Raw genomic sequence first — 23,871 nt, 5'->3', positions numbered from 1 at the left:
ACCTGTCCGCCGGACGCGCCCTGCCACAGGGGGACCCGCCCACGGCGTGTTCAAGCCGGAATCTGGTTACACCACCCAAGCCGTGGCCGACCTGTGGCGTCCACGAGGAGAGATCATGGACAAGCTGTCCACCATCGACGAGCTGTCGATGCGCATCGACGTCCCGGCGTTCCGTCCCGGTGACACCGTCAACGTGCACGTCAAGGTCGTCGAGGGCAACCGCTCCCGCATCCAGCAGTTCAAGGGCGTCGTCATCCGCCGCCAGGGCTCGGGCGTGCGTGAGACCTTCACCGTCCGCAAGGTCAGCTTCAGCGTCGGCGTGGAGCGCACCTTCCCGCTGCACACCCCGATCATCGAGAAGATCGAGGTCGTGACTCGCGGTGACGTCCGCCGGGCGAAGCTGTACTACCTGCGCGACCTGCGCGGCAAGAAGGCGAAGATCAAGGAGAAGCGCGAGGCGGTCGCGGGCCACTGAGCCCCGGCACCCGCACGGTCTTCAACGGCTCCGGGCCACGTCCTCACGTGAGGACGTGGCCCGGAGCCGTTTACACAATCCTCAGGCAAGTCCTATAACTTGTTCGACTGGGAACGGCTGTTCCTGTCTGTCCAAATGTGCTGACCCGGGTCCCGCGGACTCGACGACGAACAGGCTAGGGTGCGGCCGGTGGCCAAGGGGCAAAGGCGCCGGCTGAAACCGGTGAAGCTGTGGAAGGAACTGCCGATCCTGTTCGGGGTCGCGCTGTTGCTCGCCCTGGTGATCAAGTCCTTCTTCGTCCAGGCCTACTTCATCCCGTCGCAGTCCATGCAGCACACCATCGAACCCGGCGACCGCGTCCTGGTGAACAAGCTGACCCCGTGGTTCGGCTGGACTCCCCAGCGCGGCCAGATCGTGGTGTTCAAGGACCCCGGCGGCTGGCTGGACCCCTCGGAGATCAAGAAGGACAACGCCGTCGTCGGCGGGATCAAGAAGGTCTTCTCCTTCGTCGGCCTGCTGCCCGAGGGCAACGAGCAGGACCTCATCAAGCGCGTGGTCGGGGTGCCCGGCGACGTGGTGCAGTGCAAGGGCGTCGGGCAGCCGGTGACGGTGAACGGCGTGCCGCTGGACGAGCACTCCTATCTCTACCGCGGCGCCGACGGGCAGCTGGACGACCCCTCGCAGACCCCGTTCGGGCCGATCACCGTCCAGCCGCACACGGTGTTCGTGCTCGGCGACCACCGGAGCGACTCCGGGGACTCCCGGGTGCACCTGCAGGAGCCCTCGCAGGGGCTGGTGCCGTATTCGGACATGCAGGGTCACGCTTTCGTGCGGATATGGCCGCTGACTCGCGTCAGCGGCCTGGGCACTCCTTCTACGTTCTCTTTGAAGAACCCTGCGCAGGCCATCGCCATCCAGAATGCGCCCACTGAGTCGCCTCTGCTGTGGGGCTTCACGCTCGGGGTGCCCCTGCGGGCCGGCTGGCTGCGCCGCCGCCGTCGGCGCGGTGGTGCCCTCCTTCCGGCCCCTAAGGGCGTAACCAATCGGCTACGCAGGCGGTTGGGTACGGAGCGGCCGCTTGGCTGAACCGAGGTTTCGAGGGACTGCGAAGGAAACGGCGACATGGACCAGGCGGCAGCGAAGCGGAGCGTGCCTGGCAGGTCAGCGGAAGGGCAGACTGTGACAGTGGACGAGAGCTCCGAGACCGCCGACAACCCGGTCGGCCGCGGCGAGGCCGGGATCCCGCGCCCCGACCAGGCGGCGCACGACCAGGGGGCCGGCTACCCGGCGTCCTCCGGGTACGCGCCGTCGTCGGGCTACGACCAGTCCGGTGCGGCCGGCGGCTACGCGGGTCAGGGCGGGTACCCGGGGCAGAGCGGCTATGCCGGGCAGGGCGGCTACCCCGCGCAGGGCGGCTACGGCGCCGGCGACGGCGGCCAGGGCGGCTACGGCGGCCAGAGTGGTCAGGGCGGTCAAGGCGGCTACGGCGACTACGCCGGGCACAGCGGCCCCGGCGGCGGCTCCGAGGGCCCCAGCGGTCCCGGAGGCTTCGGCGGCCCGGGCGGTCCTTCCAGTCCCGGCGGCTTCGGCGGTTCCGAGGGCTCGGACCCCTATGGCGGCTCCGAGGGCGTCACGCCGTCCCCCGAGGACGAGCAGCCGGCCCCCGAGCCGGCCGCGCCGGCCGGGCCCCGCACGTGGTGGCAGTGGGTCCTGCTGCCGTTCGTGGCGGTGTGGCACTTCGCGTTCCCGAAGAAGCCGCGGCCGTTCATCGTCGAACTGCCGTTCCTGCTGGCCATCGCCCTGGTGCTGGCCTTCATCATCAAGACCTTCCTGGTCCAGGCCTTCGTCATCCCCTCCGGCTCGATGCAGAACACGCTGGAGATCAACGACCGGGTGCTGGTGAACCGGTTCACGAACTGGACGGGCCACGAACCCAACCGCGGCGACGTCGTGGTCTTCCAGGACCCGGGCGGCTGGCTGGACAGCGAGCCGGTGAAGCCGAAGAACGTCTTCAGCAAGGCCCTGACCGCGGTCGGCCTGCTGCCGGAGGACAACGGCGACCTGATCAAGCGGGTCATCGGCGTCGGCGGCGACGACGTCAAGTGCGCCGGCAACGGCGCGCCGGTGACCGTCAACGGCGTCCCGCTGCAGGAGTCGGGCTACCTGTACCCGGGCAACCTGCCGTCGATGGAGCCCTTCGAGGTGCACGTGCCGCAGGGCAAGATCTGGGTCATGGGCGACCACCGCGAGGTGTCGGTCGACTCCCGCGCCCACATCAACGGCCCGACCGGCGGCTTCGTGCCGCTGGGCAACGTGGTCGGCATCGCGGTGCTGAAGGTCTGGCCGCCGTCGCACTTCGGGACGCTGCCGGTGCCCTCGACGTTCAAGAAGAGCTTCCAGGCCCTGGAGGCGCCCGGCGCGGTGCCGGTGGCGGCCTTCGCCATGGCGGTTCCGATCACCGTGGTGCGGCGCCGCCGCAAGCTGAAGAAGCTGGACCTCCTCAACAACTAGAGCTGTAGTTTCACTACTTTTGTAGTGATTTGACCCCATGGGCAATGGCGGTCGCGGCACGGACTTCCCGCTGCGGCCGCCATTGTCGTCCCCGGGGCGCTGTACGTTATAGACGATGACCACTACGCCCACACTCTCGCTGCCGCGCGGCGTAGCCATCCGCTCCGATGCGGGGATCTACGGCTACGAGCGCGCTCTGGCGCGTGCCGGGTTCGCTCAGGTCGCCGGCGCGGACGAGGCCGGCCGGGGCGCCTGTGCCGGCCCGCTGGTGGCCGGGGCCGTGATCCTGCGCCCCGGGACCGGAGGCCGCATCCCCGGCCTGTCCGACTCCAAGCTGCTCACCGAGAAGGCCCGGGACCGGGTCCGCGTGGAGATCGAGAAGCGCGCGCTGTCCTATGCGTGGGTCGCCATACCGGCCGCGGAGGTGGACCGCCTGGGCCTGCACCAGGCGAACATCGAGGCCCTACGGCGCGCCGTGGCCCGCCTGGACACCGCCCCGTCCTATGTGCTCTCCGACGGATTCCGCGTCGACGGACTCCCCTGCCCCAGCCTGGCCATGTGGAAGGGGGACCAGGTGGCCGCCTGCGTGGCCGCCGCCTCGGTGCTGGCCAAGACTGTGCGGGACGCCATGATGACCGAGTTGGCCCAGAGCTATCCGGCGTATGGTTTCGAGGTCCACAAGGGCTACTCCACGCCCGCCCACCAGGCAGCATTGACGGAGCGCGGGCCCTGTCCGGAGCACCGGTTCACATATGCCAACGTGGCGAACGTTTCCCCGCGTTGTGGGTGACAATGACTGTGATTGAAGACCGACCAAGGGGAGCGTGGGCATGAGCGCTGAGGACCTCGAGAAGTACGAGACCGAGATGGAGCTCCAGCTCTATCGCGAGTACCGCGACGTGGTCGGCCTGTTCAAGTACGTGGTCGAGACCGAGCGCCGCTTCTACCTGACCAACCAGGTCGACCTGGCCGTGCGCTCCGCCGACGGCGAGGTGTACTTCGAGGTGACCATGGCCGACGCCTGGGTGTGGGACATGTACCGGCCGGCCCGCTTCGTGAAGAACGTGAAGGTGGTCACCTTCAAGGACGTGAACGTCGAGGAACTGGCCAAGAGCGACCTGGAAGTCCCGACCGACTGACAAGCCTCCAGGGCCGCACATCCAATTGAATAAGCAACAAGAACGCCCGTCACGCGGCCCCGATAGGCCACACGAGTGACGGGCGTCCCTTTTTCCCCGCACTTATCCACAGCCCCCCGACCCCGCACTGGCCCCCCACCCCCACCCCGGGCGACCCTCGATCACGAGCGGCCCGACAGCGGGCCGGCCAACGACCGGGAGGAGCGCAGCCGTGGCCGGGACAACCCCATTCCTGGAGGTCGAGCACTACCAGACGGACTTCCCGTCACCAACCGACCACAGCACCCTGTCACCGGGCCAACTCGGCCGGGAAGGCGAGGACATCGCCGCCGCCTACCTCTCCGCCTGCGGCTACCGAGTCCTGGACCGCAACTGGCGCTGGCGAGGCCCCGACGTCCGCGGCGAACTCGACATCATCGCCCTGGCCTCCGACCTCCTGATCACCATCGAGGTCAAAGCCCGCCGCGCCGGCACCGGCGGCCGCCCCTTCGACGCCGTCACCGACGCCAAACGAGCCCGCCTGTGGAAACTGACGAACCGCTGGCTGGCCGAACACCGCCTCGACCCCGCCGTCCGCCACCACCTCCCCCGAGGCGTCCGCGGCATCCGCCTGGACGTCATCGGCCTCCTCTTCCCCGCCGACGGCCGCACCGAGCCCCTCATCGACCACCTGCAGGGGGTGTGAGATGCGCGCCCCCGGCCTCGCCGACCTGCCCCTCGCCGCTTGCGTCGGCATCACTGGCACCGGCACTGCCGCTGCCACCGCGACCGCCGCTGGCCTTACCAACTTGCCCCTTGCCGCCTGTGCCGGCCCCGCAGACCTGGCCACCGCCAGCGTCGCAGCCGCCAACCTGCCCCTTGCCGCCTGCACCGACACCGCCAACATGGCCACCGCCAGCGCGATCGCCGCCGGTGTCCACCTCGCGGTGCCGCCGCTCGCCTGCCCCAGCACCGCCGCCGCTTCGTGCGAGACCGGCACCACCCCGGCCCTCGCCTCCGCCACCAGCACCGCGATCGGCACCGGAATCGCCATCGCCATCGCCGCGTCGACCGCCGGCGGCACCACCGCCACCGCCTCTACCGCCACCGGCCTCGCGATCGCCGCCTGCATCGCCGCCCCGGCCCCGCCGACATGCCTGTCCGCCACCTCCGACCAGCACCGGGTCGCCCAAGCCTTCATCTCCGCCGCGATCCGCCTGGCGCCCGCCCTGCCCCAGCCCGCTTACCGCGGCCGCCACCGCCGCACTATCGCCGCCTGCCCCGGCGCCCGCCTCCAGGCGGTCCGGCCATGAGCGTCGCGCGCACCCACGCGGTGGCCCTCAACGGCACCCAGGGCATCGTCGTCGAGGTCGAGGTGAACGTCACCCGCGGCTCCACCAAGACCCAGATCCTCGGCCTGCGCGACACGGTCCTGTCCGAAACCCGCGACCGGGCCCGCGCCGCCACCTACAACTCCGGGCACCGCTGGCCCGACGGCAACGTCGTGGTCGGCCTGTCCCCGGCCTGGGTCCGCAAGCAGGGCTCGGCCTTCGACCTGGCCGTCGCGGCCGCCGCCCTGGCCACCGAGAGCACCTACAGCCATCTGGCCATCAAAGACGCCATGTTCCTGGCCGAGCTCTGCCTCGACGGGCGCCTGCGTCCGGTCCGCGGCGTCCTGCCCGCCGCGCTCGCAGCCCGGGACCACGGCCTGACCAGCGTCTTCGTCGCCGAGCCCAACGCGCTGGAGGCCTCCCAGATATCCGGCCTCGAAGTCCACGGCATGCGCTCCCTGGCCCAGGTCGTCGCGTTCCTCCAGGGCACCGAGATCCCGGACGCCGAACCCCTGCCGCTGGACACCGGCCCGCGCACCGGCCCCCTGCGCCCGCAGCAACCCCTGCCCGACATGGCCGACGTCCTGGGCCAGTACGACGCCCGCCGCGCCCTCGAAGTCACCGCGGCCGGCGGCCACCACCTGCTCCTGGCCGGTGCTCCGGGAGCCGGCAAGACCCTGCTGGCCGAACGCCTGCCCTCGATCCTGCCCCCGCTGGCCGAGGCCGAGGCCCTGGAGGTGTCCTCGCTCCACTCGATCTCCGGCACGCTGCCCTATGACAAGCCCCTGATCACCGACCCGCCCTACCAGAGTGTCCACCACACCTGCACCGTCGCCGGCATGGTCGGCGGAGGCAGCGGCCGCATCACCCCCGGCGCCATCAGCCGGGCCCACCGCGGCGTCCTGTTCGCCGACGAGATCGCCGAAATGCAGCGCGCCGTCCTGGAGGCCCTGCGCGAACCCCTGGAAGCCGGCGAGATCGTGATCGCCCGCGCCTCCGGCACCGTCGTCTTCCCCGCCCGATTCCTGCTGGTCGCGGCCATGAACCCGTGCCCCTGCGGCCGCGCCGGCACCGCGGGCGGCCAGTGCACCTGCACCCCCGAAGCCCGCCGCCGCTACACCCAGAAGCTCTCCGGCCCGTTCCTCGACCGCATCGACCTGCGCCTGGCCATCCACCCCGTCGGACGCGCCGAACTGTTCGGCGCCCTCCCCGGCGAATCCAGCTCGGACGTCCGCGACCGCGTCCTCGAAGCCCGCGACCGGGCCATCCACCGCTTCGCCGACCGCTCCTGGACCACCAACGCCCAAATCCCCGGCAGCGCCCTACGCGCCGACTACGCCCCGGCCCCCGCGAGCCTCACCGAGATCGAAGCCCGCTACCAAGCAGGCACCCTCACCGCCCGCGGCTACGACCGCCTCCTCCGCGTGGCCTGGACCGTCGCCGACCTCACCGGCCGCCCCCGCCCGGGCCCCGACGAGGTGGCCACCGCCCTCGCCTTCCGCCAAGGCCTTCCCGGCCAACTCGCCGCCTGATCCCATCCGCCCAATCCGACCAATCCGTCCCCTCGTCCCCGTCCCCGACCCATCCGTCCCCGACCCTCCGGAGCCCACCATGACCTCTCTCCTGGCCTCGCCCGACGCCGCCCCGAACCCCAACCAGCTGGCGAACCCCGACCTCACGGCCACCGCCACCCTGCCCCGCTGGCCCGCATCCGAGCCGGCAGCTCCACCCGAACCCGCCCCGCCGCCCTCGCCCTCAGCACCGCCCTCGCCGTCAGCACCGACATCGCAGTTCCATGCGAACACCCCACCGTCGACCGGCTCAGCACCCTCAGACGTCTCGGAGTCTCCACTCCTGTCTCCGACCTCGCTCTACTACGCGCCCGCCGCCCCGCCATCTCCTGACCCCTCCACCAGCAAGCCCCTGCTCTCGCCGACGTCGCTCGTCTACACAGCCACCAACCGCTCGCCAAGCACGGCCCCGGAAGCTGCCCACGTTCCCTCAGAGCAACCCAGCCCCCTGTCGGTCGCCGAGCCGCCACCACCTCAGCCCACACCCACACCCGCCCCCACCCCCGCCGTCCGCTGTGCGCCCGAGCCCGTCCTGGTGACGTCCGAGCCCCACGACCCCACCGCCGCCGACCGCCGTGCCCGCCTCGTCCTCCATCACGCCTCCGAGCCCGGCGACGCGCTGCTCTGCCGCCTCGTCGCGCGCTTCGGCGCCCCTACCGTCGCCTCGGCGATTCTCGCCGGGAACGCCGCCGACCTCCTCCCGCCCCACGACGAGGAGTCGGCCGCCGACCGCGCGGCGCTCATCAGCCGCGCCCACACCCTCCAGACCCGCTGCTACCGCGCCGATCCCGACGCTGATCTGGCTGTCGGCGAGAAGACCGGCGCCCGCTACGTCATCCCCGCCGACGACCAGTGGCCCGAGGCGCTCGACGACCTCGGCGACGCCGTCCCGCTCGGCATGTGGTTCCTGGGCACCGCCGACCTGGTCGCCGCCTCGAAACGCGGGGTGGCCATCGTCGGGGCCCGCATCGCCACCGGCTACGGCATGCACGTCGCCGGCGAGATCGCGGCCGGCCTGGCCGACCGCGGGTGGGCCGTCATCTCCGGCGCCGCGCGTGGCATCGACGGAGCCGCGCACCGCGGCGCGCTGGCAGCCCGCGGCGTGACAGTGGCGGCGCTCGCCTGTGGCATCGACCTGGTTTATCCCGCAGGTCACGAGGCGCTGATCGGCGCGATCGCCTCCGACGGCCTCGTGCTCTCCGAGCTGCCGCCGGGCACCGCCGTCAGCCGCTTCCGCTTCTTGGACCGCAACCGCGTGATCGCCGCGCTGGGGCTCGGAACGGTCGTGGTGGAAGCGGCGGCGCGCAGCGGTTCGCTCGTCACCGCCCGCCTCGCCGACGGACTCGGCCGTCCCGTGCTCGCCGTGCCGGGTCCGGTCACCTCGGAGGCGTCCGAAGGCACCCACCAGCTGATCCGTGACGGCGCCCTGCTCGTCACCCGGGCCGCCGAAGTCGTCGAACACCTGGGTGATCTCGGGGCCGACCTGGCCGAGCCCACCAAGACCGCCCGCGCCAGCCGCCGCCGTCCCCGGGACTCGCTCGACCCGATCGCGGCGCGTGCGCTGGACGCCCTGCCGATCGCCGGCCGCGGCACGCTCGACACGGTCGAGGTGGCCCTGGCCGCCGGCCTCGAGCCACGCGCCGTCCACGCGGCCCTGGGCCGGCTCGCCGCGGCCGGCTGGGTGGACCGCGACGAGAAGGGGTGGTGCGCCCGTCCGCTTCACTGACCCGAACTCCCGCGCGCCACCAGCCGGCGTGCCGCCAGAAACCGCCGCAGCCCACGAATCCCGCCACTGACGCGGTGTATCCCACCGCCGCCTCAGCGCATCCCACCGCCGCCTGAGCACGGCCCACCTCCGACTCAGCACTCGAACCCGATCCCGCATCGAGAAGGGAGCCGCGATCGACCGCACCCCGACCCCGTCACCTCGGCACCGCGCACGTCCGCGCCGCGCCCGGGGACGGAACCGCCGCGGCGGAGCCGTCACCTGGCGCGGGCCGGATCCCGCAGCGATTGCCCGGGCTGCCGACCTGCTCCTGGAGCGTCATCCGACGTAGGCTGGTGACGTGGACGACGCGTACCGGGCGGCCCTGGACCGCTTCGAGGAGGATCTGCGGGCGCGCAGGTTGTCCCCGCACACGGTGCGCGGCTACGTCGCCGACCTCGTGGACCTGTTCGGATTCGCCGAGCGCGCCGGCGTCCCCGAACCGGGGGCGATCGGCCTGGACGTCGCAAGGTCCTGGCTCGCCCGGACAGCGGAATCAGGAGCCGCCCGCGCGACGCTCGCCCGCCGCACGGCGGCCGCCCGAGCCTGGGGCCGCCACGCCTCAGCGCCCGGCCTGCTCCGCCTGGTGACGCCGAAACCGCGCTCCCCGCTGCCGGCCGTGCTCTCGCAGCGCCAGATGTCCGACGCCCTGACGACGGCCGCCGCCGACGCCGCGACGCACCCGCAGGACCCGCTGGCGCTCCGCGACGTGGCCATCCTGGAGTTCCTGTACGCCACGGCGGCCCGCGTCTCCGAGGTGTGCGCCCTGAACCTGGACGACGTGGACTTCGCCCGGCGCACCGCCCGCCTGTCGGGCAAGGGCGGCCGCGACCGCACGGTGCCCTTCGGGGTGCCCGCGGAGCGTGCGCTGCGTGCGTGGCTGGCCGACGGCGCTCGCAGTGCTGTGCTGGCTGCAGCAGTTGGGTGGGTGGGTGGGGGAGGGGGAAAGCAGAAAACTGCCACCACCGCCCCAGCCGCCGCCGCCACCACTACTACCACCACAACCGAAGCGGTCTTCCTCGGCGCCCGCGGCTCCCGCATCGACCCCGCCGTGGTCCGCCGCCTCGTCCACGCACGCCTGCGCGCAACCCCCAACACCCCGGACACCGGTCCCCACGGCTTCCGCCACACCGCCGCGACTCACCTGATCGAGGGGGGCGCGGATCTTCGTGACGTTCAAGAGCTCCTCGGTCACGCTACGCTCGCAACAACCCAGATCTACACCCACGTGACGGCAGAGCGGATCAAGGCACGGTATGCCCAGTCCCACCCGCGGGCGTGAGGACAGCGTCCTCGACCAGGCGCAGCCCGCAGCGGCCCCCGGCGCCGCCGCCGACGCGGCGTCGCAGGTCGCGGCTGCCCCGCGGCCCCGCGCCGGTCACCCGCCGGGCGAACGGGCCATGGGCATGACCGTCCCGCCGCCGAGCGACGGCAACCGACCCCTCGGCGAGCGGACGGACCGCGCCGACCAGGACGGTCACGCCGCGCCTGCCGACCGCGCCGATCGGGCTGGCCAGGTTGAGCCTGCCGACCGGGTCGATCGGGCTGGCCAGGTTGAGCCTGCCGACCGGGTCGATCGGGCTGGTCACGCCGACCGCGCCGACCCAGCCGCCGGCGCCACCGAACCGGACCGTCCCGTGTCCCAGCAACGCGCCGAGGACAAGCCCACCGACCAGCCCACCGACAAGCCGACCGACAAACCAGCTGCCGGTCCCACCGACAAGCCGACCGACAAACCAGCCGCCGGCCCCACCGCCAAGCCCTCCGACAAACCCGCGCCCGACTCCGCCCTCGACACCCTCTGGGACGACTTCAAACGTACCGGCGACCCGGCCCTGCGTGAGCGCCTCATCCTCCACTACTCCCCGCTGGTGAAGTACGTCGCCGGCCGTGTCCGGGTCGGGCTGCCGGGGGCGCTGGATTCGGCCGACTTCGTCTCGTCCGGCATCTTCGGGCTCATCGATGCGATTGAGCGCTTCGAGCCGCATCGGCACGTCAAGTTCGAGACGTACGCCATCGCGCGTATTCGCGGGGCCATCATCGACGAGTTGCGTGCGCTCGACTGGATTCCGCGGTCGTTGCGGCAGAAGGCTCGGGAGATCGAGCAGGCTTCGGTGCGGTTGGAGCAGGAGTTCGGGCGGACGCCGAGTGAGGTCGAGATCGCGCGGGAGTTGGGGATCGGGCTGGGGGAGTTGCGGCAGATCTTCAGCAAGCTGTCTTTGGTGAACGTCGCGGCGCTCGACGAGTTGCTGGCGCTGCCGACGCAGTCCGGGGACCGGATTCCGCTGATGGAGACGCTGGAGGACGGCGACGCGCCCGATCCGGTGGCGCTGTTCGAGGTGCAGGAGACGCGGGCTTTGCTGGCGCGGGCGGTGAACTCGCTGCCGGACCGGGACAAGACCGTCGTGACGCTCTACTACTTCGAGGGAATGACGCTCGCGCAGATCGGTGAGGTGCTCGGGGTCAGTGAGAGCCGGGTGTGCCAGATCCACACCAAGGCGGTGCTGACGTTGCGCGGCAAGTTGTCGGCCAAGGAGTAGGGCCGGGCGGGGAGTCAAGCCCAGCGGCAGAGCGGCAAGCGCAGAGGCAGAGCGGCAAGCCGAGCGGCAGAGCGACAAGCCCAGCGCCAAGCCCAGCATCAGAGCGGGAAGCGCAGAGGCGGGCGCCGGGGCCGGAGCAGGACCTTCATCGGACCGTGCTCAACGCCGGGTTGTGTACATGTGTGTGGACGCGGCACCTTAGTTCGCATGCCCAGGATCCGTGCCGCCACCGTTGTCGAGCACCGGGAGATGCAGCGCCGCGCCCTGCTGGAGGCGGCACGCGACCTGGTGGCCGAGGGCGGGGTGGCGGCGTTGACGTTCCCGGCGCTGGCCAAGGCGACCGGGTTGGCGCGCTCGAGTGTGTACGAGTACTTCAAATCGCGGGCCGATGTGATCGAGGCGCTGGTCGCGCACGAGTTCCCGGCGTGGATCGGCGAGGTGCGGGCGGCGATGGCGGCCGAGACGACGGCCGAACGGCAGCTCGCCGCCTACGTGCGCCGCCAGCTGGGCCTGGTCTCCGAGCCGGGGCATCGGGCGCTGTTGGCGCTGTCGGGCCAGGAGCTCGACGGCGACGCCCGCGACCGCATCCGGGCCGCCCACGGCTGGCTGCTCGATCTGGGCATCGGCGTGCTGCGTGCGCTGGGCCATCCCGAGCCGCGCCTGGCCGCCTCGCTGGTGCAGGGCACGGTCGACGCCGCCGCCAAGCGCATCAGCCTCGGCGCGGACCCCGGCGAGGTCACGGAGACCGCCGTGTCGATGGTCCTGTTCGGCGGGCTGGGCTCGGCACGGCGGCACACCCAGGCGATGAACGCGCAGGCCGGCCAGACGCGGCCGCAGCCCGGGGGGACCACGCGGCGACGCACGACATCGGCGACCTGATATCGAGCTCGAAGGCAAGTGCCAGAGAGCAGAGAAGAGAGGGCAGCGGGCACGGAGAGCGGAGAGCGGAGAGCGGAGAGCGGAGAGCGGAGTGTCGAGGGCTAACCGCTGACCGCTAACCGTGAGTGCTGAGTGCTGAGAGCCGAGGGGCAACCGCTGAGCGCCGGGAGCCAGGAGCCGAGAGCCGAGAGCCGAGAGCCGAGGGCGAGCGCCTCATCCCAGTTCTCTGATTGTCTACCGAATCCCTCAAAAGCACCCAAACTCCGTGACACCGTCCCCGCCCCGCACCATCCTGGCCGCATGCGCCTCCGCAGAACCCTGGCGCTCGCCGCCGTCGCCACCGCGCTCTGCGTCGGGCTGCCGGCGCTGGCCTACTCCGGTCCGCAGATCGCCAAAGCCGCGCAGCCCTCGCTCGCCCCGGCCCGGCCTCCCCGAACCAGCGCCACCCACGACCCCGGCGGCGATCTCAGCCACGACCCCACCCACAACCCCGCCCACACCTGGACCTGGCCGCTCGCCCCACCCCTTGGTGCACGCCGCCCGATCGTCGTCCACCCCTTCCAGCCGCCCGCGAAGCGCTGGCAGGCGGGCCATCGCGGGGTCGACCTTCTCGGCGGCCCCGGGCAGGAGGTGCTGGCTGCCGGTGAGGGCACCGTCAGCTACGCCGGTTCGCTCTTCGGCCGTCCCGTTGTGGCCATCGACCACGCCGCGCCGGGCCGCGATGCGCTGCGGACCACCTACGAGCCTGTCGATCCCGCGGTGAAGGTCGGGGACAGGGTGCGGGCCGGTCAGCTCATCGGTCATCTCGTCGATTCCTCCGCCAGTCACTGTGCGCCCCGGACGTGTCTGCACTGGGGGCTGGTTCGGGGGTTCGGGCATGGCGAGCGGTATCTCGATCCGTTGGGGTTGGTGGGGCGGGGGCCGGTGCGGTTGTTGCCGGTGTGGGGTGTGAGGTAGGCGCAGACTCACAAGGCGCAATTCGGGTGAGCGCTCCTCAATCGCCCCACCTAGCGTCGATCGCGGGTCGGAATGCCGGCCCGCCGATTCCGTCAGCTGGTGAGTGAGAAGTGAGGCTGAGCCGATGAGCCTGGGCAAGAAGCTGGGGAAGATGGACGCCGCGGTCGACGAGGTGCTGATGCGCCCGGACTCGCCCGCCTTCCCGAATGCCGACCGGCTGGAGATCACCTATCCCGGTGACGACGCGGTGTGGGTGCCCGCCGAGGAGATCGATGTGACGTGGGACCTGCGTGGTGATGTGCGGGAGCCGCTGGATGTGGCGTTGGTGCGCCAGACCGGGGACCAGTCGGGGCCGAACTTCGGGCAGCTGGCCTTCTTCACCCTCGCCAGCGGTGTGGACCCGGCCAAGAAGAGGGTCACCATAGAGGTGCCGGAAGTGCCGCCTGGGGCCGACTACGCCATCAGCATCTCCAGTGCCGACCCGCTGACGGTCTACAGCCACGCGCTCACTATCGCCGAGCCCGCCTAGAGCGCACCTAGGACTCGCCGGGGACTTGCTGAGGGCCCGCCCAGAGCCCGCCCAGGAACCCCACCTCGGCCCCACCGCCGCCCCCGGGACCCCGAAAACCCCACCGACCTCACCCTCCCCACCCCCATCTGAAGACGCACCGTGTCCGATCGGCTCCGGGCCGCGTGGGAAAACTCCTCCCCGCGGCCCGGTAGACTGCTCCCAGCAGCCGGAGTCCCTCTGGCTGACTTCGCGTGTCCGGCAGCCGTCCAACCGCAAGGCGAGACGGCCCCGAGGCGCCTCGGTCCGCCCTCCCAGCGCAAGCCCGGCGAGCGGTACAGCGCCGCGGGTCTGCTCGGCGACAGGTCATCGCACTTGCCGCCGCGAATGCCGGTCACCAGGGACAACCGAGACCGACCAAGGAGGACACGGCATGGCCGTCGTCACGATGCGCCAGCTCTTGGAGAGCGGCGTGCACTTCGGGCACCAGACCCGGCGCTGGAACCCGAAGATGAAGCGTTTCATCCTCACCGAGCGCAACAGCATCTACATCATCGACCTGCAGCAGTCGCTGTCGTACATCGACCGCGCCTACGAGTTCGTCAAGCAGACCGTCGCGCACGGCGGCACGGTGATGTTCATCGGCACCAAGAAGCAGGCCCAGGAAGCCATCGCCGAGCAGGCGACGCGCGTGGGCATGCCGTACGTGAACCACCGCTGGCTGGGCGGCATGCTGACCAACTTCAGCACCGTCTACAAGCGGATCCAGCGCCTGCGGGAGCTGGAGGAGGTCGACTTCGACGACGTCGCGTCCTCCGGTATGACCAAGAAGGAACTGCTGGTCATGCGCCGTGAGAAGGAGAAGCTCGAGCGCACGCTGGGCGGCATCCGGGACATGTCCCGCGTCCCGTCCGCGGTGTGGATCGTGGACACCAAGAAGGAGCACATCGCGGTCGGCGAGGCGCGCAAGCTGCGCATCCCGGTCGTGGCGATCCTGGACACCAACTGTGACCCGGACGAGGTCGACTACAAGATCCCGGGCAACGACGACGCGATCCGCTCCGTCGCCCTGCTGACCCGCGTGGTCGCCGACGCCGTCGCCGACGGTCTGATGTCCCGCGCCGGCAACAAGGCCGCCGAGGGCGAGCAGGCCGGCACCGTGGCCGTCGACGAGCCGCTGGCCGACTGGGAGCGCGACCTGCTGGCTGTGGACGACGCCAAGGCTGCCGACGCCGTCGCCGCCGAGGTCCCGGCCGTCGCCGAGACTCCGGCTGCCGAGGCCCCCGCCGCCGAGGCCGTCACCGAGGCTCCGGCTGCCGAGGCCGCCACCGAGGCTCCGGCCGCCGAGGCTCCGGCTGTTGAGACCGCCGCCGACGCCCCGGCCGCTGAGGCCGCCGCCGAGGAGGCCCCGGCCGAGACCCCGGCCGCCCCGGCCGAGGACGCCCAGGCCTGAGCCGGTCCGACTGGTTGATTTCCGTGGTGCGCCGGGCGGTGACCCCGCCCGGCGCCCTCGAAAAGCCGATCCACGCCGATCCACTTAAGGACGACTAACAATGGCGAACTACACCGCCGCCGACGTCAAGAAGCTCCGCGAGCTGACGGCCGCCGGCATGATGGACTGCAAGAAGGCCCTGGAGGAGACCGACGGCGACCTCGACAAGGCTGTCGAGTTCCTGCGCGTCAAGGGCCTGAAGGGCGTCACCAAGCGCGAGGGCCGCTCGGCCTCCAACGGCCTGGTCGCCAGTGCCGTGGACGGTGTGGCCGGCACCCTGATCGAGCTGAACTGCGAGACCGACTTCGTCGCCAAGGGCGAGGCCTTCCAGACCGTCGCGGCCACCGTGCTCGCGCACGTCGTGAACGCCAAGCCGGCCGACGTCGCCGCGCTGCTGGCCTCCGAGCTGGAGCCGGGCAAGACCGTCCAGTCCTACCTGGACGAGGCGAACGCCACCCTGGGTGAGAAGATCGAGCTGCGCCGCTTCGCGCAGTTCCACGACGGCTACGTCGCCTCCTACCTGCACAAGACCTCCCCGGACATCCCGGCCCAGATCGGCGTCCTGGTCGAGCTCGACACTGTGAACAATGTCGGCGGAGCCGAACGGAACGCCGAGGTCGCCAAGGACGTCGCGCAGCACATCGCCGCGTTCTCGCCGTCCTACCTGACCCGCGACGAGGTCCCGGCCGACGTGGTCGAGAACGAGCGCCGTCTGGCCGAGGAGACCTCCCGCGAGGAGGGCAAGCCGGAGGCCGCGCTGCCGAAGATCGTCGAGGGTCGCGTCAACGGCTTCTTCAAGGAGAACGTCGTCCTGGAGCAGGCCTTCGCCAAGGACCCGAAGAAGACCGTCGCCAAGGTTCTGGACGAGGCCGGCGTTTCGCTTAAGCGTTTCGCGCGGTTCCGTGTCGGTAGCTGACGGAATCTGAAAAACTAAAGAGCACCGAATAGCTACGTCGAAGGAGCCGCTGCTGTGAAGGAAACCAATAAGGAAACCGACACGGCGGCGGTTCCTTCGCGTTCTGAAAAGAACCGCAGGGTTCTGCTCAAGCTTTCCGGCGAGGTGTTCGGCGGCGGGCAGATCGGCGTGGACCCGGAAGTCGTCAAGAGCATCGCCAAGGAGATCGCGGACGTCGTCTCCGAGGGCGGCGTCGAGGTCGCGGTCGTGGTCGGCGGCGGCAACTTCTTCCGCGGCGCGGAGCTGTCCCAGCACGGCATGGAGCGCTCCCGCGCGGACTACATGGGCATGCTGGGCACGGTCATGAACTGCCTGGCGCTTCAGGACTTCCTGGAGAAGCTGGGCATCCCCACCCGGGTGCAGAGCGCGATCACCATGAGCCAGGTCGCCGAGCCCTACATCCCGCGCCGCGCGATCCGGCACCTGGAGAAGGGCCGCGTGGTGATCTTCGGCGCGGGCGCCGGCATGCCGTACTTCTCCACCGACACCACCGCCGCGCAGCGCGCGCTGGAGATCCACGCCGAGTCCATCCTGATGGCCAAGCAGGGGACCGACGGCGTGTACGACTCCGACCCGAACAAGAACCCGGACGCGGTCAAGTACGACACGCTGTCCTACGACGAGTTCCTGGCGCGCAATCTGAAGATCGCGGACGCCACCTCGGTCTCCCTGTGCCGGGACAACGGCATGCCGATCGTGGTGTTCGGCCTGCAGTTGGGCAACATCGCGCGGGCCATCCGCGGGGAGAAGCTCGGGACCGTCATCGGACCGGCGCACTGAGCCCGACCGCGCACCGTTTCGGTACGGCCGACCGCGAACGCACTAAGCTGCGCTTGAGCTTTGTCGTGGACACAGCAGAGCGCGAAGACTTCTAGGGAGCCCCCAAGTGATCGATGAGACCCTCCTCGACGCCGAGGAGAAGATGGACAAGGCCGTCGAGGTCGCCAAGGAGGATCTGTCGGGGGTCCGCACCGGCCGAGCCAACCCGGCGATGTTCAGCAAGCTGACCGCCGAGTACTACGGCGCCGCCACTCCGCTGAGCCAGATGGCCTCCTTCCAGGTCCAGGACGCGCGCATGGTGGTCATCTCCCCGTATGACAAGACGGCGCTGGCCGCGATCGAGCGCTCGATCCGCGACAGCGACCTGGGTGTGAACCCGACCAACGACGGCCAGATCATCCGCGTGGTGTTCCCGCAGCTCACCGAGGAGCGCCGCAAGGAGTACATCAAGGTGGCCCGCGCCAAGGGCGAGGACGCCAAGATCTCCATCCGCAACATCCGCCGGCATGCCAAGGAGACCCTGGACAAGCTGGCCAAGGACGGCGAGGCCGGCGAGGACGACGTGCGCCGCGCCGAGAAGCACCTGGACGAGCTGACGCAGAAGCACACCGCGCAGATCGACGAGATGCTCAAGCACAAGGAATCCGAGCTGCTGGAGGTCTGAGCCCTCAGGGGCTCGGGGCTTCCACCCGGCGGCCAGGCAGGCACTCCGACGTAGAGCACGGACCGGCGGCTATGATCGCTGCCGGTCCGTCGCGTTTTCTCACCGAGTTCACGCGGTGAGGGCGGCGGAGTTCACGAGGGGCGAGTAGGGGCGAGTAGGGGATGGTGCGGGCGCATGGCATCCACGCAGACCAGGCGCGGTGAGGCCCAGGCCCCCGGCGAGGGGCCGGGAGGCGGCGGCGCCGGGCGCTCCGGCGCCGGTGCGCGGGGCTCCGGCGGACCTGGTGGCCCCGGTGGCCCTGGCGGACCTGCCGGACCTGCCGGCCCGGGCGGCTACGGCGGGCCCAGCGGCCCAAGCGGCCCCAACGGTCCCGGTTCCGGCGCGGGCGGTTACGGCGGCCCTGGCGGCCCCAACGGTCCCGGTCCCGGTTCCGGCGCACGCGGCGCGGGCGGCGGCAACCCCGGCAACGCGGGCGCGGCCCCGGGCAAGCCCTCCGGCCGGGCCGGGCGCAACCTGCCGGCCGCCATCGGCGTCGGCGTGGGCCTGGGCGCCGTGCTGCTCGGCACGCTCTTCCTGCGAGGCGCGTTCGCGGTGGTCGTCGCGATCGCGGTGGTGATAGGCGTCCGCGAACTGGCGCAGGCGATGGGCACCCGGGACATCCGAGTGCCATGGCCGCCGATCGCCGTCGGCGGGCTGGGCATGATCGCCGGCTCCTGGTTCGGCGGCCCGACCGCGATGGTCGCGGTGCTGGCCATGACCGCGCTGGCGGTGCTGGTCTGGCGGATGGCCGAGGGCGCGGACGGCTTCCTGCGCGACGCCACCGCGGGCCTGTTCACCCTGGTCTACGTCCCGATGCTGGCCTCGTTCGCGGTGCTGATGCTGGCCCAGGACAACGGCTACAAGCGCGTCATCCTGTTCCTGTTGCTCCCGATCGCCAACGACACAGGCGGGTACGCCACCGGCGTCTTCTTCGGCAAGCACAAGCTGGCGCCGAAGATCTCGCCCGGCAAGACCTGGGAGGGCCTGGCCGGCTCGCTGATCGTGACCGCCGCGGTGGGCGCCGTGGGCATCACGCAGATGCTCGACGGCAAGGTCTGGCAGGGCGTCCTGCTCGGCATCGCGGGGGTGGCCGCGGCCACGCTCGGCGACCTCGTCGAGTCCGTGATCAAGCGCGACCTCGGGATCAAGGACATGGGGAACCTGCTCCCCGGCCACGGCGGCATCATGGACCGGCTGGACTCGATGCTGGCCACCGTTCCGGTGGCGTGGCTGCTGCTGAGCTTGTTCCTCGGCTGGAAGTAGCGGCTCTGATACGGAGCTATATAGAACGGCATAGCGCGGCGGCCCTGCGCGATATCCCTATAGGGAATCGCACAGGGCCGCCGCGCTATTAGAGAAGAACTCCATTAAGCGGCGAGCACCGCGGCGACCGCTGTAGCGGCTTCGACTGCCAGAACCGCTTCGACAAAGCCCGCCGGATTGTCCAGCGTGATGTTGTGGCCGCAATCCGGCACCGCCATGACATGGACGCCTGCGGCGGCCAGCTCATCGGCCCCCGCCAGGTCGCCGTCGGCGTGCGGGTAGAGGTAGGCCCGGGGGATGTCCAGGGTCTTCAGGATCGCGCGTCCCTCGAACTTCACCAGGTCCGCCGCGCTGCGATACAGGGCCACCGCGCCGGCCAGCCGCATCGTCGCGCGCCACCCCGGGTTCACGCGCTCCAGCGTCTCCTCGTAGCCGCCCCCGAGCAGGAACACGGTCTCGCCGTACCGTGCGATCTGCGAGGAACCGGGGCGCGGGATCTCCGGCGCCGGATCCAGGTTCGAGTCGATCAGCACCAGGCTCGCGACCAGGTCTGGATGTCTGAGTGCCAGCACGATCGCGACGGAGCCGCCCATGCTGTGCGCGAGCACCTGCGCGCCGGACACGCCGGCTTCCCGCAGCGCGGTCGCGACCCAGTCGGCGTGCTCCACCAGCGCGTAGTCGGCGTCGACGGGGCGGTCGCTGATCCCGAAGCCGAGCAGGTCCAGCAGCAGCGAGCGCCGCCCGCGCAGGCCGTCGCTCGCGGCGACCTCGGCGAAGCAGTGGCTGGAGCTGCCGCCGAGGCCGTGGAGGAAGACGCGGGCCGGCTCGGCCCCGGGCAGCTCGGTCCAGCGGATCGCGGAGCCGTCGGCGCGGACTTCGGCAGTGTGCAGCGTCATGGTGGATGCCCTCTCGTGTGGATACCTCCACGCCGAGATATATCGGCACCGAGGTATAGCGGCAGGGAGAAGATACCTCGGCGCCGAGGTATCCTCAACCCGTGTTGGAGTTCGCGATCCTCGGCTTCCTGTTCGAGTCCCGGCTGCACGGCTATGAGCTGCGCAAGCGCCTGGCCGCGCTCACCGGCCACGTCCGGCCGATCGCCGACGGCACGCTCTACCCCGCGATCAAGCGCCTGCTGGAAGGCGGCCTGCTGATCAAGGAGCTGGAATCGGGGGTCGCCGCGCCCCGGCACATGCTGGAGCTGACCGAGGCCGGCCGGGTCAAACTGCTGCGCCTGCTGGCCGTGCCCGAAGACGTCTTCATCACCGACGAGAACCACTGGTTCTGCCTGCTGGCGTTCCTGCGCCACCTCGACGACCCGGCGGCGCAGGCCGCGGTACTGCGGCGCCGCCTGGAGTTCCTGAGCGCCCCGGCGAGCTTCTTCTATGAGGGCGACCGCGCGTTGAGCGCCGAGGACGTCGACGATCCGTTCCGTCAGGGCATGCTGCGCATCGCGCGTGTGACCAGTAGCACCGAACTGGAGTGGCTGAACGCGACCATCGGGGAGCTCGATGAACAGAGCGGGTACGGCGGCGTGGGAAACTGGTAACACTATGTCTTCCCAAGCTCCCGAAACGCCCGCCGTCGACGTCACCATCGCGCCGAAGCCGCCGCGCCCCGGCGAGCTGACCTTCACCTCCCCGCGCCGGGCCAAGCCGCCGCGCCACCTGGCCGACCTCACCTCGGCCGAGCGCAAGAAGGCGCTGGCCGAGCTCGGCCACCAGGGCTTCCGCGCGGCGCAGATCTCCAAGCACTACTTCGGCCACCTCGCCGACGACCCGGCCGAGTGGACCGACGTCCCGGCCGCCAAGCGCGAGGAGCTGGCCGGAATCCTCACCCCGAAGCTGCTCACCCCGATCCGCGAGCAGACGGCCGACAGCGGCACCACCCGCAAGACCCTGTGGCGCCTGTTCGACGGCGCGACGGTCGAGTCGGTGCTGATGCGCTACCGCGACCGCACCACGATGTGTGTGTCCTCACAGGCCGGCTGCGGCATGAACTGCCCGTTCTGCGCCACCGGCCAGGCCGGCCTGACCCGGAACATGTCCACCGGCGAGATCGTCGAGCAGGTCGTGGCCGGTGCCCGGGCGATGGCCCGCGGCGAGGTCCCCGGCGGCCCGGGCCGGGTCTCCAACGTCGTGTTCATGGGCATGGGCGAGCCGATGGCCAACTACAAGGCGGTGATCGGCGCTGTGCGGAGGCTGACCGAGCCGGTGCCGGACGGCTTGGGCCTGTCCGCGCGCCACATCACGGTCTCCACCGTCGGCCTGGTCCCGGCGATCGAGAAGCTGACCGCCGAGGCGATCCCGGTGACGCTGGCCGTCTCCCTGCACGCCCCGGACGACGAGCTGCGCGACACCCTGGTCCCGGTGAACACCCGCTGGAACGTCTCCGAGGTGCTCGACGCCGCCTGGCGCTACGCCTCGGTCACCAAGCGCCGGGTCTCCATCGAGTACGCGCTCATCAAGGACATCAACGACCAGGCCTGGCGCGCCGACCGCCTGGGGCGCATGCTCCGCAACAAGCTGGCGCACGTGAACCTGATCCCGCTGAACCCGACCCCGGGCTCGAAGTGGACCGCCTCGCGGCCGCAGGACGAGGCCGAGTTCGTCCGCAGGCTGACGGAGTGGGGTGTGCCGGTGACGGTGCGCGATACCCGCGGCCGCGACATCGACGGGGCTTGCGGCCAGCTCGCGGCAGCGGTGAAGTAGGGCCCTACACCGCGCCAACGGGGGAGGACCCATGCCGCCGATCGGATTCCACCATGTCGAGATCTGGGTGGAGGACCTGCAGGCGGTCGAGGCCTCCTGGTCCTGGCTGCTCGGCGAGCTCGGCTGGGAGCTCTACCAGAACTGGCCCGAGGGCCGGAGCTGGCGGATCGGCGACGCGTACCTGGTCGTCGAGCAGTCCTCGGCGGTCCGGCCGGGGCTGCCGTACGACCGGATGCGGCCCGGCCTGAACCACCTGGCGGTGCACGCGCCGGACGAGACCACCGTGGACCGGATCCAGGCCTTGGGCCCGGCGCACGGCTGGCAGCACCTGTTCGCCGACGTGTACCCGCACGCCGGGGGACCGGAGCACTACGCGGCCTACCTCACCGACGCCGCCGGCTTCGAGGTCGAGGTGGTGGCGCCGGAGGCGGCCGCGGGATAGCGTCCGCCGCATGGCCAGCGAGCGGAAGAAGATCATTGTTTTCGGTGCCGGAGGCCGCGCCGGCAAGGCCGTCGTGGAGGAGTCGCTGCGCCGGGGGCACGGCGTGGTCGGCGTCGTCCGGGATCCGGCCCGGTATCCGGGATTGGCAGAGCTCGGCGACGACGTCAGCGTCGTCGCCGGCGATCTGACCGACGCGGCCGGCGTCGCCTCGGTGTGCGACGGTGTGTCCGGCGAGGTCGCGGCGGTGGTCAACGCCGTGACCCCGTTCACCGCCCCGCCGGAGTCGTTCGACGATTTCGACCCCGACTACTACGTGGGCCTGGTGCGGAACCTCAGTCAGGTGGCCGCGGACCGGGCCTGCAGGGCGGTCGACATCGGCCTGTTCGCGTTGCTGAGAACGGGTGACGTGCGCCTGTTCCAGGACGAGGTGGTCTTCCCCGCCTTCCTGCGACCCTTCGCCGTGGCCCGGCTGCGCGGGCTGAACGCGTGGGGGGACCAGGCCGAATGCGTGGACTGGCTCGTCCTCACGCCGCCGCCCCGCCTGTCGCCGGACACCCCGCCGACCGGTCGCTACCGTCTCGCGGACGACGCCTTCGACTCCGAGGCCACGGCGCCTCTGTCCTACAACGACCTGGCGCTCGCGGTGCTGGACCAGATCCAGACGCCGACCGTCCACCGGTGCCAGGCCGCCGTTTACGGCGTCGCCTAGATCTGTCACCGCGGCAGCGCACGTCAATGCCCTGAATGAAGATTCCTTAAAGAAGATCTTGTCAAAGTCATTGCGCTCCCGGCCTCAGGGTGCTTCGATTCTCGTTAGGAAAGTTTACTGACGAAAGATGGAGGCCCCCACCCCATGCCATCGATCCGTATGCGCGTAGCTCTGGGATCCGTCGGAGCTCTCGCACTCGCCACCCAGTTCGCCGTCGCGAACGCGCACGCCGCGGTGCCGCACGCCGCCGCGGCCCCGCACTCCGTGACCGCGGACGCCGCCTCGCCGGCGACCACGTACACGGCCGCCGAGGTCCTGGCCGACATCAAGAAGAACTCCACGACCTCGACCAAGGTCAACAGCAAGCCCCACATCAACACCATGACGCGGGCGATGAACGTCAACGTGTACCAGCCCACGGCGGGCGTCTTCACGTACACCTCGAGCATGGCCATCGACGACGACGGCAGCGACCCGGATCCGGATCCGGACCACCAGGGCGACACGACCTTCCAGGACAGCTCGGGCAAGCAACTGGCCGCGCACCACGTGCCGTACTTCGTCCTCGGCGACGACTGCTGGGACAAGAAGACCCCGTGCCCGCACTTCTTCTACAAGGAGCACGGCATCTCGGGCCGCCAGTTCGCGCTGGTCTTCTACAAGAGCAAGGTCATCGGCGCCATCTTCGGCGACACCCAGACCGGGAACGACCAGACCACCTCGGACAACGACTCCCGTGAGCTCGGCGAGGCGTCGGTGAAGGCGGCCTCCCTGCTCGGCATCCCGAGCAGCGGCACCACCGGCGGCGTGGACAACGGCGTGACCGTGGTGATCCTGTCCGGCAAGAGCTGGGTCGTGAACGGCACCAACGCCCAGCTGAACAACAACGCCCAGGCCCTGGTCCAGAAGGCTCTGAACCAGCTCGGCACGGCGATGGCGGGCAGCTGACGGTCCCGGACGGCTGATCGTCCCGGACGACCCCCACAGTCCGAAGACATCGCGGCGCCGGGGGGGGGGGGGCCCCCCCCCCCCCCCCCCCCCGGGGGGGGGGGGGGGGGGGGGGGGGGGGGGGGGGGGGGGGGGGGGGTTTGGGAGCTCGGGGGCGGGCGGCGCAGGCGAGCAGGCAGGCACCGAGCTGCCCGGCAGGCACCGCGCGGCGCG

General features: G+C 71.0%; 24 protein-coding genes and 1 pseudogene. 24 read left to right on the top strand and 1 reads right to left on the bottom strand.

Annotated features, from left to right (window positions below; all coding sequences use genetic code 11):
* Positions 1–115 precede the first annotated feature (115 nt).
* From rplS to ABIA35_RS15490, 19 genes and pseudogenes are all read left to right on the top strand, one after another.
* Positions 116–475: a 50S ribosomal protein L19 gene (gene rplS, locus ABIA35_RS15580; RefSeq protein ID WP_370339614.1), complete on the top strand. Its 360-nt coding sequence runs from the start codon at positions 116–118 to the stop codon at positions 473–475.
* 189 nt (positions 476–664) lie between these two features.
* Positions 665–1,561 (top strand): signal peptidase I, encoded by an 897-nt coding sequence (gene lepB, locus ABIA35_RS15575; RefSeq protein ID WP_370339616.1) that lies wholly within the window; start codon positions 665–667, stop codon positions 1,559–1,561.
* A gap of 99 nt (positions 1,562–1,660) precedes the next feature.
* A complete protein-coding gene (lepB, locus tag ABIA35_RS15570) occupies positions 1,661–2,986 on the top strand; it encodes a signal peptidase I (RefSeq protein ID WP_370358337.1) in 1,326 nt (441 codons plus the stop codon).
* 115 nt (positions 2,987–3,101) lie between these two features.
* Positions 3,102–3,776, top strand: coding sequence for a ribonuclease HII (locus ABIA35_RS15565; RefSeq protein WP_370358336.1), 675 nt, complete (start codon positions 3,102–3,104; stop codon positions 3,774–3,776).
* A 40-nt stretch (positions 3,777–3,816) separates the two neighbouring features.
* A complete protein-coding gene (locus ABIA35_RS15560; RefSeq protein ID WP_012785735.1) occupies positions 3,817–4,125 on the top strand; it encodes a DUF2469 domain-containing protein in 309 nt (102 codons plus the stop codon).
* Between the two features lie 211 nt (positions 4,126–4,336).
* Complete coding sequence (locus ABIA35_RS15555) at positions 4,337–4,810, top strand: YraN family protein (RefSeq protein WP_370339622.1); 474 nt, start codon at positions 4,337–4,339, stop codon at positions 4,808–4,810.
* A 103-nt stretch (positions 4,811–4,913) separates the two neighbouring features.
* Positions 4,914–5,417: a hypothetical protein gene (locus ABIA35_RS15550; RefSeq protein ID WP_370358335.1), complete on the top strand. Its 504-nt coding sequence runs from the start codon at positions 4,914–4,916 to the stop codon at positions 5,415–5,417.
* Positions 5,414–6,967, top strand: coding sequence for a YifB family Mg chelatase-like AAA ATPase (locus ABIA35_RS15545; RefSeq protein WP_370339626.1), 1,554 nt, complete (start codon positions 5,414–5,416; stop codon positions 6,965–6,967). The genes ABIA35_RS15550 and ABIA35_RS15545 overlap by 4 nt, the downstream gene beginning before the upstream one ends.
* Positions 6,968–7,541: 574 nt before the next feature.
* Complete coding sequence (gene dprA, locus ABIA35_RS15540) at positions 7,542–8,732, top strand: DNA-processing protein DprA (RefSeq protein WP_370358334.1); 1,191 nt, start codon at positions 7,542–7,544, stop codon at positions 8,730–8,732.
* A gap of 340 nt (positions 8,733–9,072) precedes the next feature.
* Positions 9,073–10,053 carry a tyrosine-type recombinase/integrase gene (locus ABIA35_RS15535; RefSeq protein ID WP_370358333.1) on the top strand — a complete coding sequence of 327 codons (981 nt, stop codon included), beginning with the start codon at positions 9,073–9,075 and terminating at the stop codon, positions 10,051–10,053.
* 355 nt (positions 10,054–10,408) lie between these two features.
* The gene (gene whiG / locus ABIA35_RS15530) at positions 10,409–11,311 is read left to right on the top strand and encodes an RNA polymerase sigma factor WhiG (protein ID WP_370358465.1); all 903 of its coding nucleotides are present in this window, start codon (positions 10,409–10,411) and stop codon (positions 11,309–11,311) included.
* Positions 11,312–11,518: 207 nt separating this feature from the next.
* Positions 11,519–12,091, top strand: a pseudogene (locus ABIA35_RS15525) (TetR/AcrR family transcriptional regulator); the annotation flags it as partial.
* A gap of 399 nt (positions 12,092–12,490) precedes the next feature.
* Complete coding sequence (locus tag ABIA35_RS15520) at positions 12,491–13,147, top strand: M23 family metallopeptidase (protein ID WP_370358332.1); 657 nt, start codon at positions 12,491–12,493, stop codon at positions 13,145–13,147.
* 124 nt (positions 13,148–13,271) lie between these two features.
* Positions 13,272–13,676, top strand: a complete 405-nt coding sequence (locus ABIA35_RS15515; RefSeq protein WP_370358331.1) for a Ser-Thr-rich GPI-anchored membrane family protein — start codon at positions 13,272–13,274, stop codon at positions 13,674–13,676.
* Positions 13,677–14,088: 412 nt separating this feature from the next.
* On the top strand, positions 14,089–15,108 hold the full coding sequence (gene rpsB, locus ABIA35_RS15510; protein ID WP_370358330.1) for a 30S ribosomal protein S2: 1,020 nt from the start codon (positions 14,089–14,091) through the stop codon (positions 15,106–15,108).
* Between the two features lie 100 nt (positions 15,109–15,208).
* Positions 15,209–16,063 carry a translation elongation factor Ts gene (gene tsf / locus ABIA35_RS15505; RefSeq protein ID WP_370339637.1) on the top strand — a complete coding sequence of 285 codons (855 nt, stop codon included), beginning with the start codon at positions 15,209–15,211 and terminating at the stop codon, positions 16,061–16,063.
* A 54-nt stretch (positions 16,064–16,117) separates the two neighbouring features.
* The gene (gene pyrH / locus ABIA35_RS15500) at positions 16,118–16,882 is read left to right on the top strand and encodes a UMP kinase (RefSeq protein ID WP_370339639.1); all 765 of its coding nucleotides are present in this window, start codon (positions 16,118–16,120) and stop codon (positions 16,880–16,882) included.
* A gap of 142 nt (positions 16,883–17,024) precedes the next feature.
* Positions 17,025–17,546, top strand: coding sequence for a ribosome recycling factor (frr, locus tag ABIA35_RS15495; RefSeq protein WP_370339853.1), 522 nt, complete (start codon positions 17,025–17,027; stop codon positions 17,544–17,546).
* Between the two features lie 174 nt (positions 17,547–17,720).
* Positions 17,721–18,848: a phosphatidate cytidylyltransferase gene (locus tag ABIA35_RS15490; protein WP_370358329.1), complete on the top strand. Its 1,128-nt coding sequence runs from the start codon at positions 17,721–17,723 to the stop codon at positions 18,846–18,848.
* A gap of 104 nt (positions 18,849–18,952) precedes the next feature.
* Here the strand turns inward: ABIA35_RS15490 and ABIA35_RS15485 are convergent, their stop codons facing one another.
* Positions 18,953–19,744, bottom strand: a complete 792-nt coding sequence (locus tag ABIA35_RS15485; RefSeq protein ID WP_370339643.1) for an alpha/beta fold hydrolase — start codon at positions 19,742–19,744, stop codon at positions 18,953–18,955.
* Between the two features lie 101 nt (positions 19,745–19,845).
* Here ABIA35_RS15485 and ABIA35_RS15480 point away from each other — a divergent pair, with 101 nt between their 5' ends.
* The 5 genes from ABIA35_RS15480 to ABIA35_RS15460 all read left to right on the top strand — a co-directional run bounded on the left by ABIA35_RS15480 (position 19,846) and on the right by ABIA35_RS15460 (position 23,658).
* On the top strand, positions 19,846–20,397 hold the full coding sequence (locus ABIA35_RS15480; protein ID WP_370358328.1) for a PadR family transcriptional regulator: 552 nt from the start codon (positions 19,846–19,848) through the stop codon (positions 20,395–20,397).
* A 4-nt stretch (positions 20,398–20,401) separates the two neighbouring features.
* The gene (gene rlmN / locus ABIA35_RS15475; protein ID WP_370358327.1) at positions 20,402–21,559 is read left to right on the top strand and encodes a 23S rRNA (adenine(2503)-C(2))-methyltransferase RlmN; all 1,158 of its coding nucleotides are present in this window, start codon (positions 20,402–20,404) and stop codon (positions 21,557–21,559) included.
* A 31-nt stretch (positions 21,560–21,590) separates the two neighbouring features.
* Positions 21,591–22,001 carry a VOC family protein gene (locus ABIA35_RS15470; protein ID WP_370358326.1) on the top strand — a complete coding sequence of 137 codons (411 nt, stop codon included), beginning with the start codon at positions 21,591–21,593 and terminating at the stop codon, positions 21,999–22,001.
* Positions 22,002–22,011: 10 nt separating this feature from the next.
* On the top strand, positions 22,012–22,710 hold the full coding sequence (locus tag ABIA35_RS15465) for an NAD(P)-dependent oxidoreductase (RefSeq protein ID WP_370339651.1): 699 nt from the start codon (positions 22,012–22,014) through the stop codon (positions 22,708–22,710).
* Positions 22,711–22,854: 144 nt separating this feature from the next.
* Entirely contained in the window at positions 22,855–23,658 is an 804-nt protein-coding gene (locus ABIA35_RS15460) for a glycoside hydrolase family 75 protein (protein ID WP_370339653.1), read from the top strand.
* Positions 23,659–23,871 lie beyond the last annotated feature (213 nt).

The sequence above is a fragment of the Catenulispora sp. MAP12-49 genome (assembly GCF_041262705.1).
In the GTDB taxonomy this organism is placed as follows: Bacteria; Actinomycetota; Actinomycetes; order Streptomycetales; family Catenulisporaceae; genus Catenulispora.
This window is presented reverse-complemented; position numbering and strand designations above follow the sequence as displayed.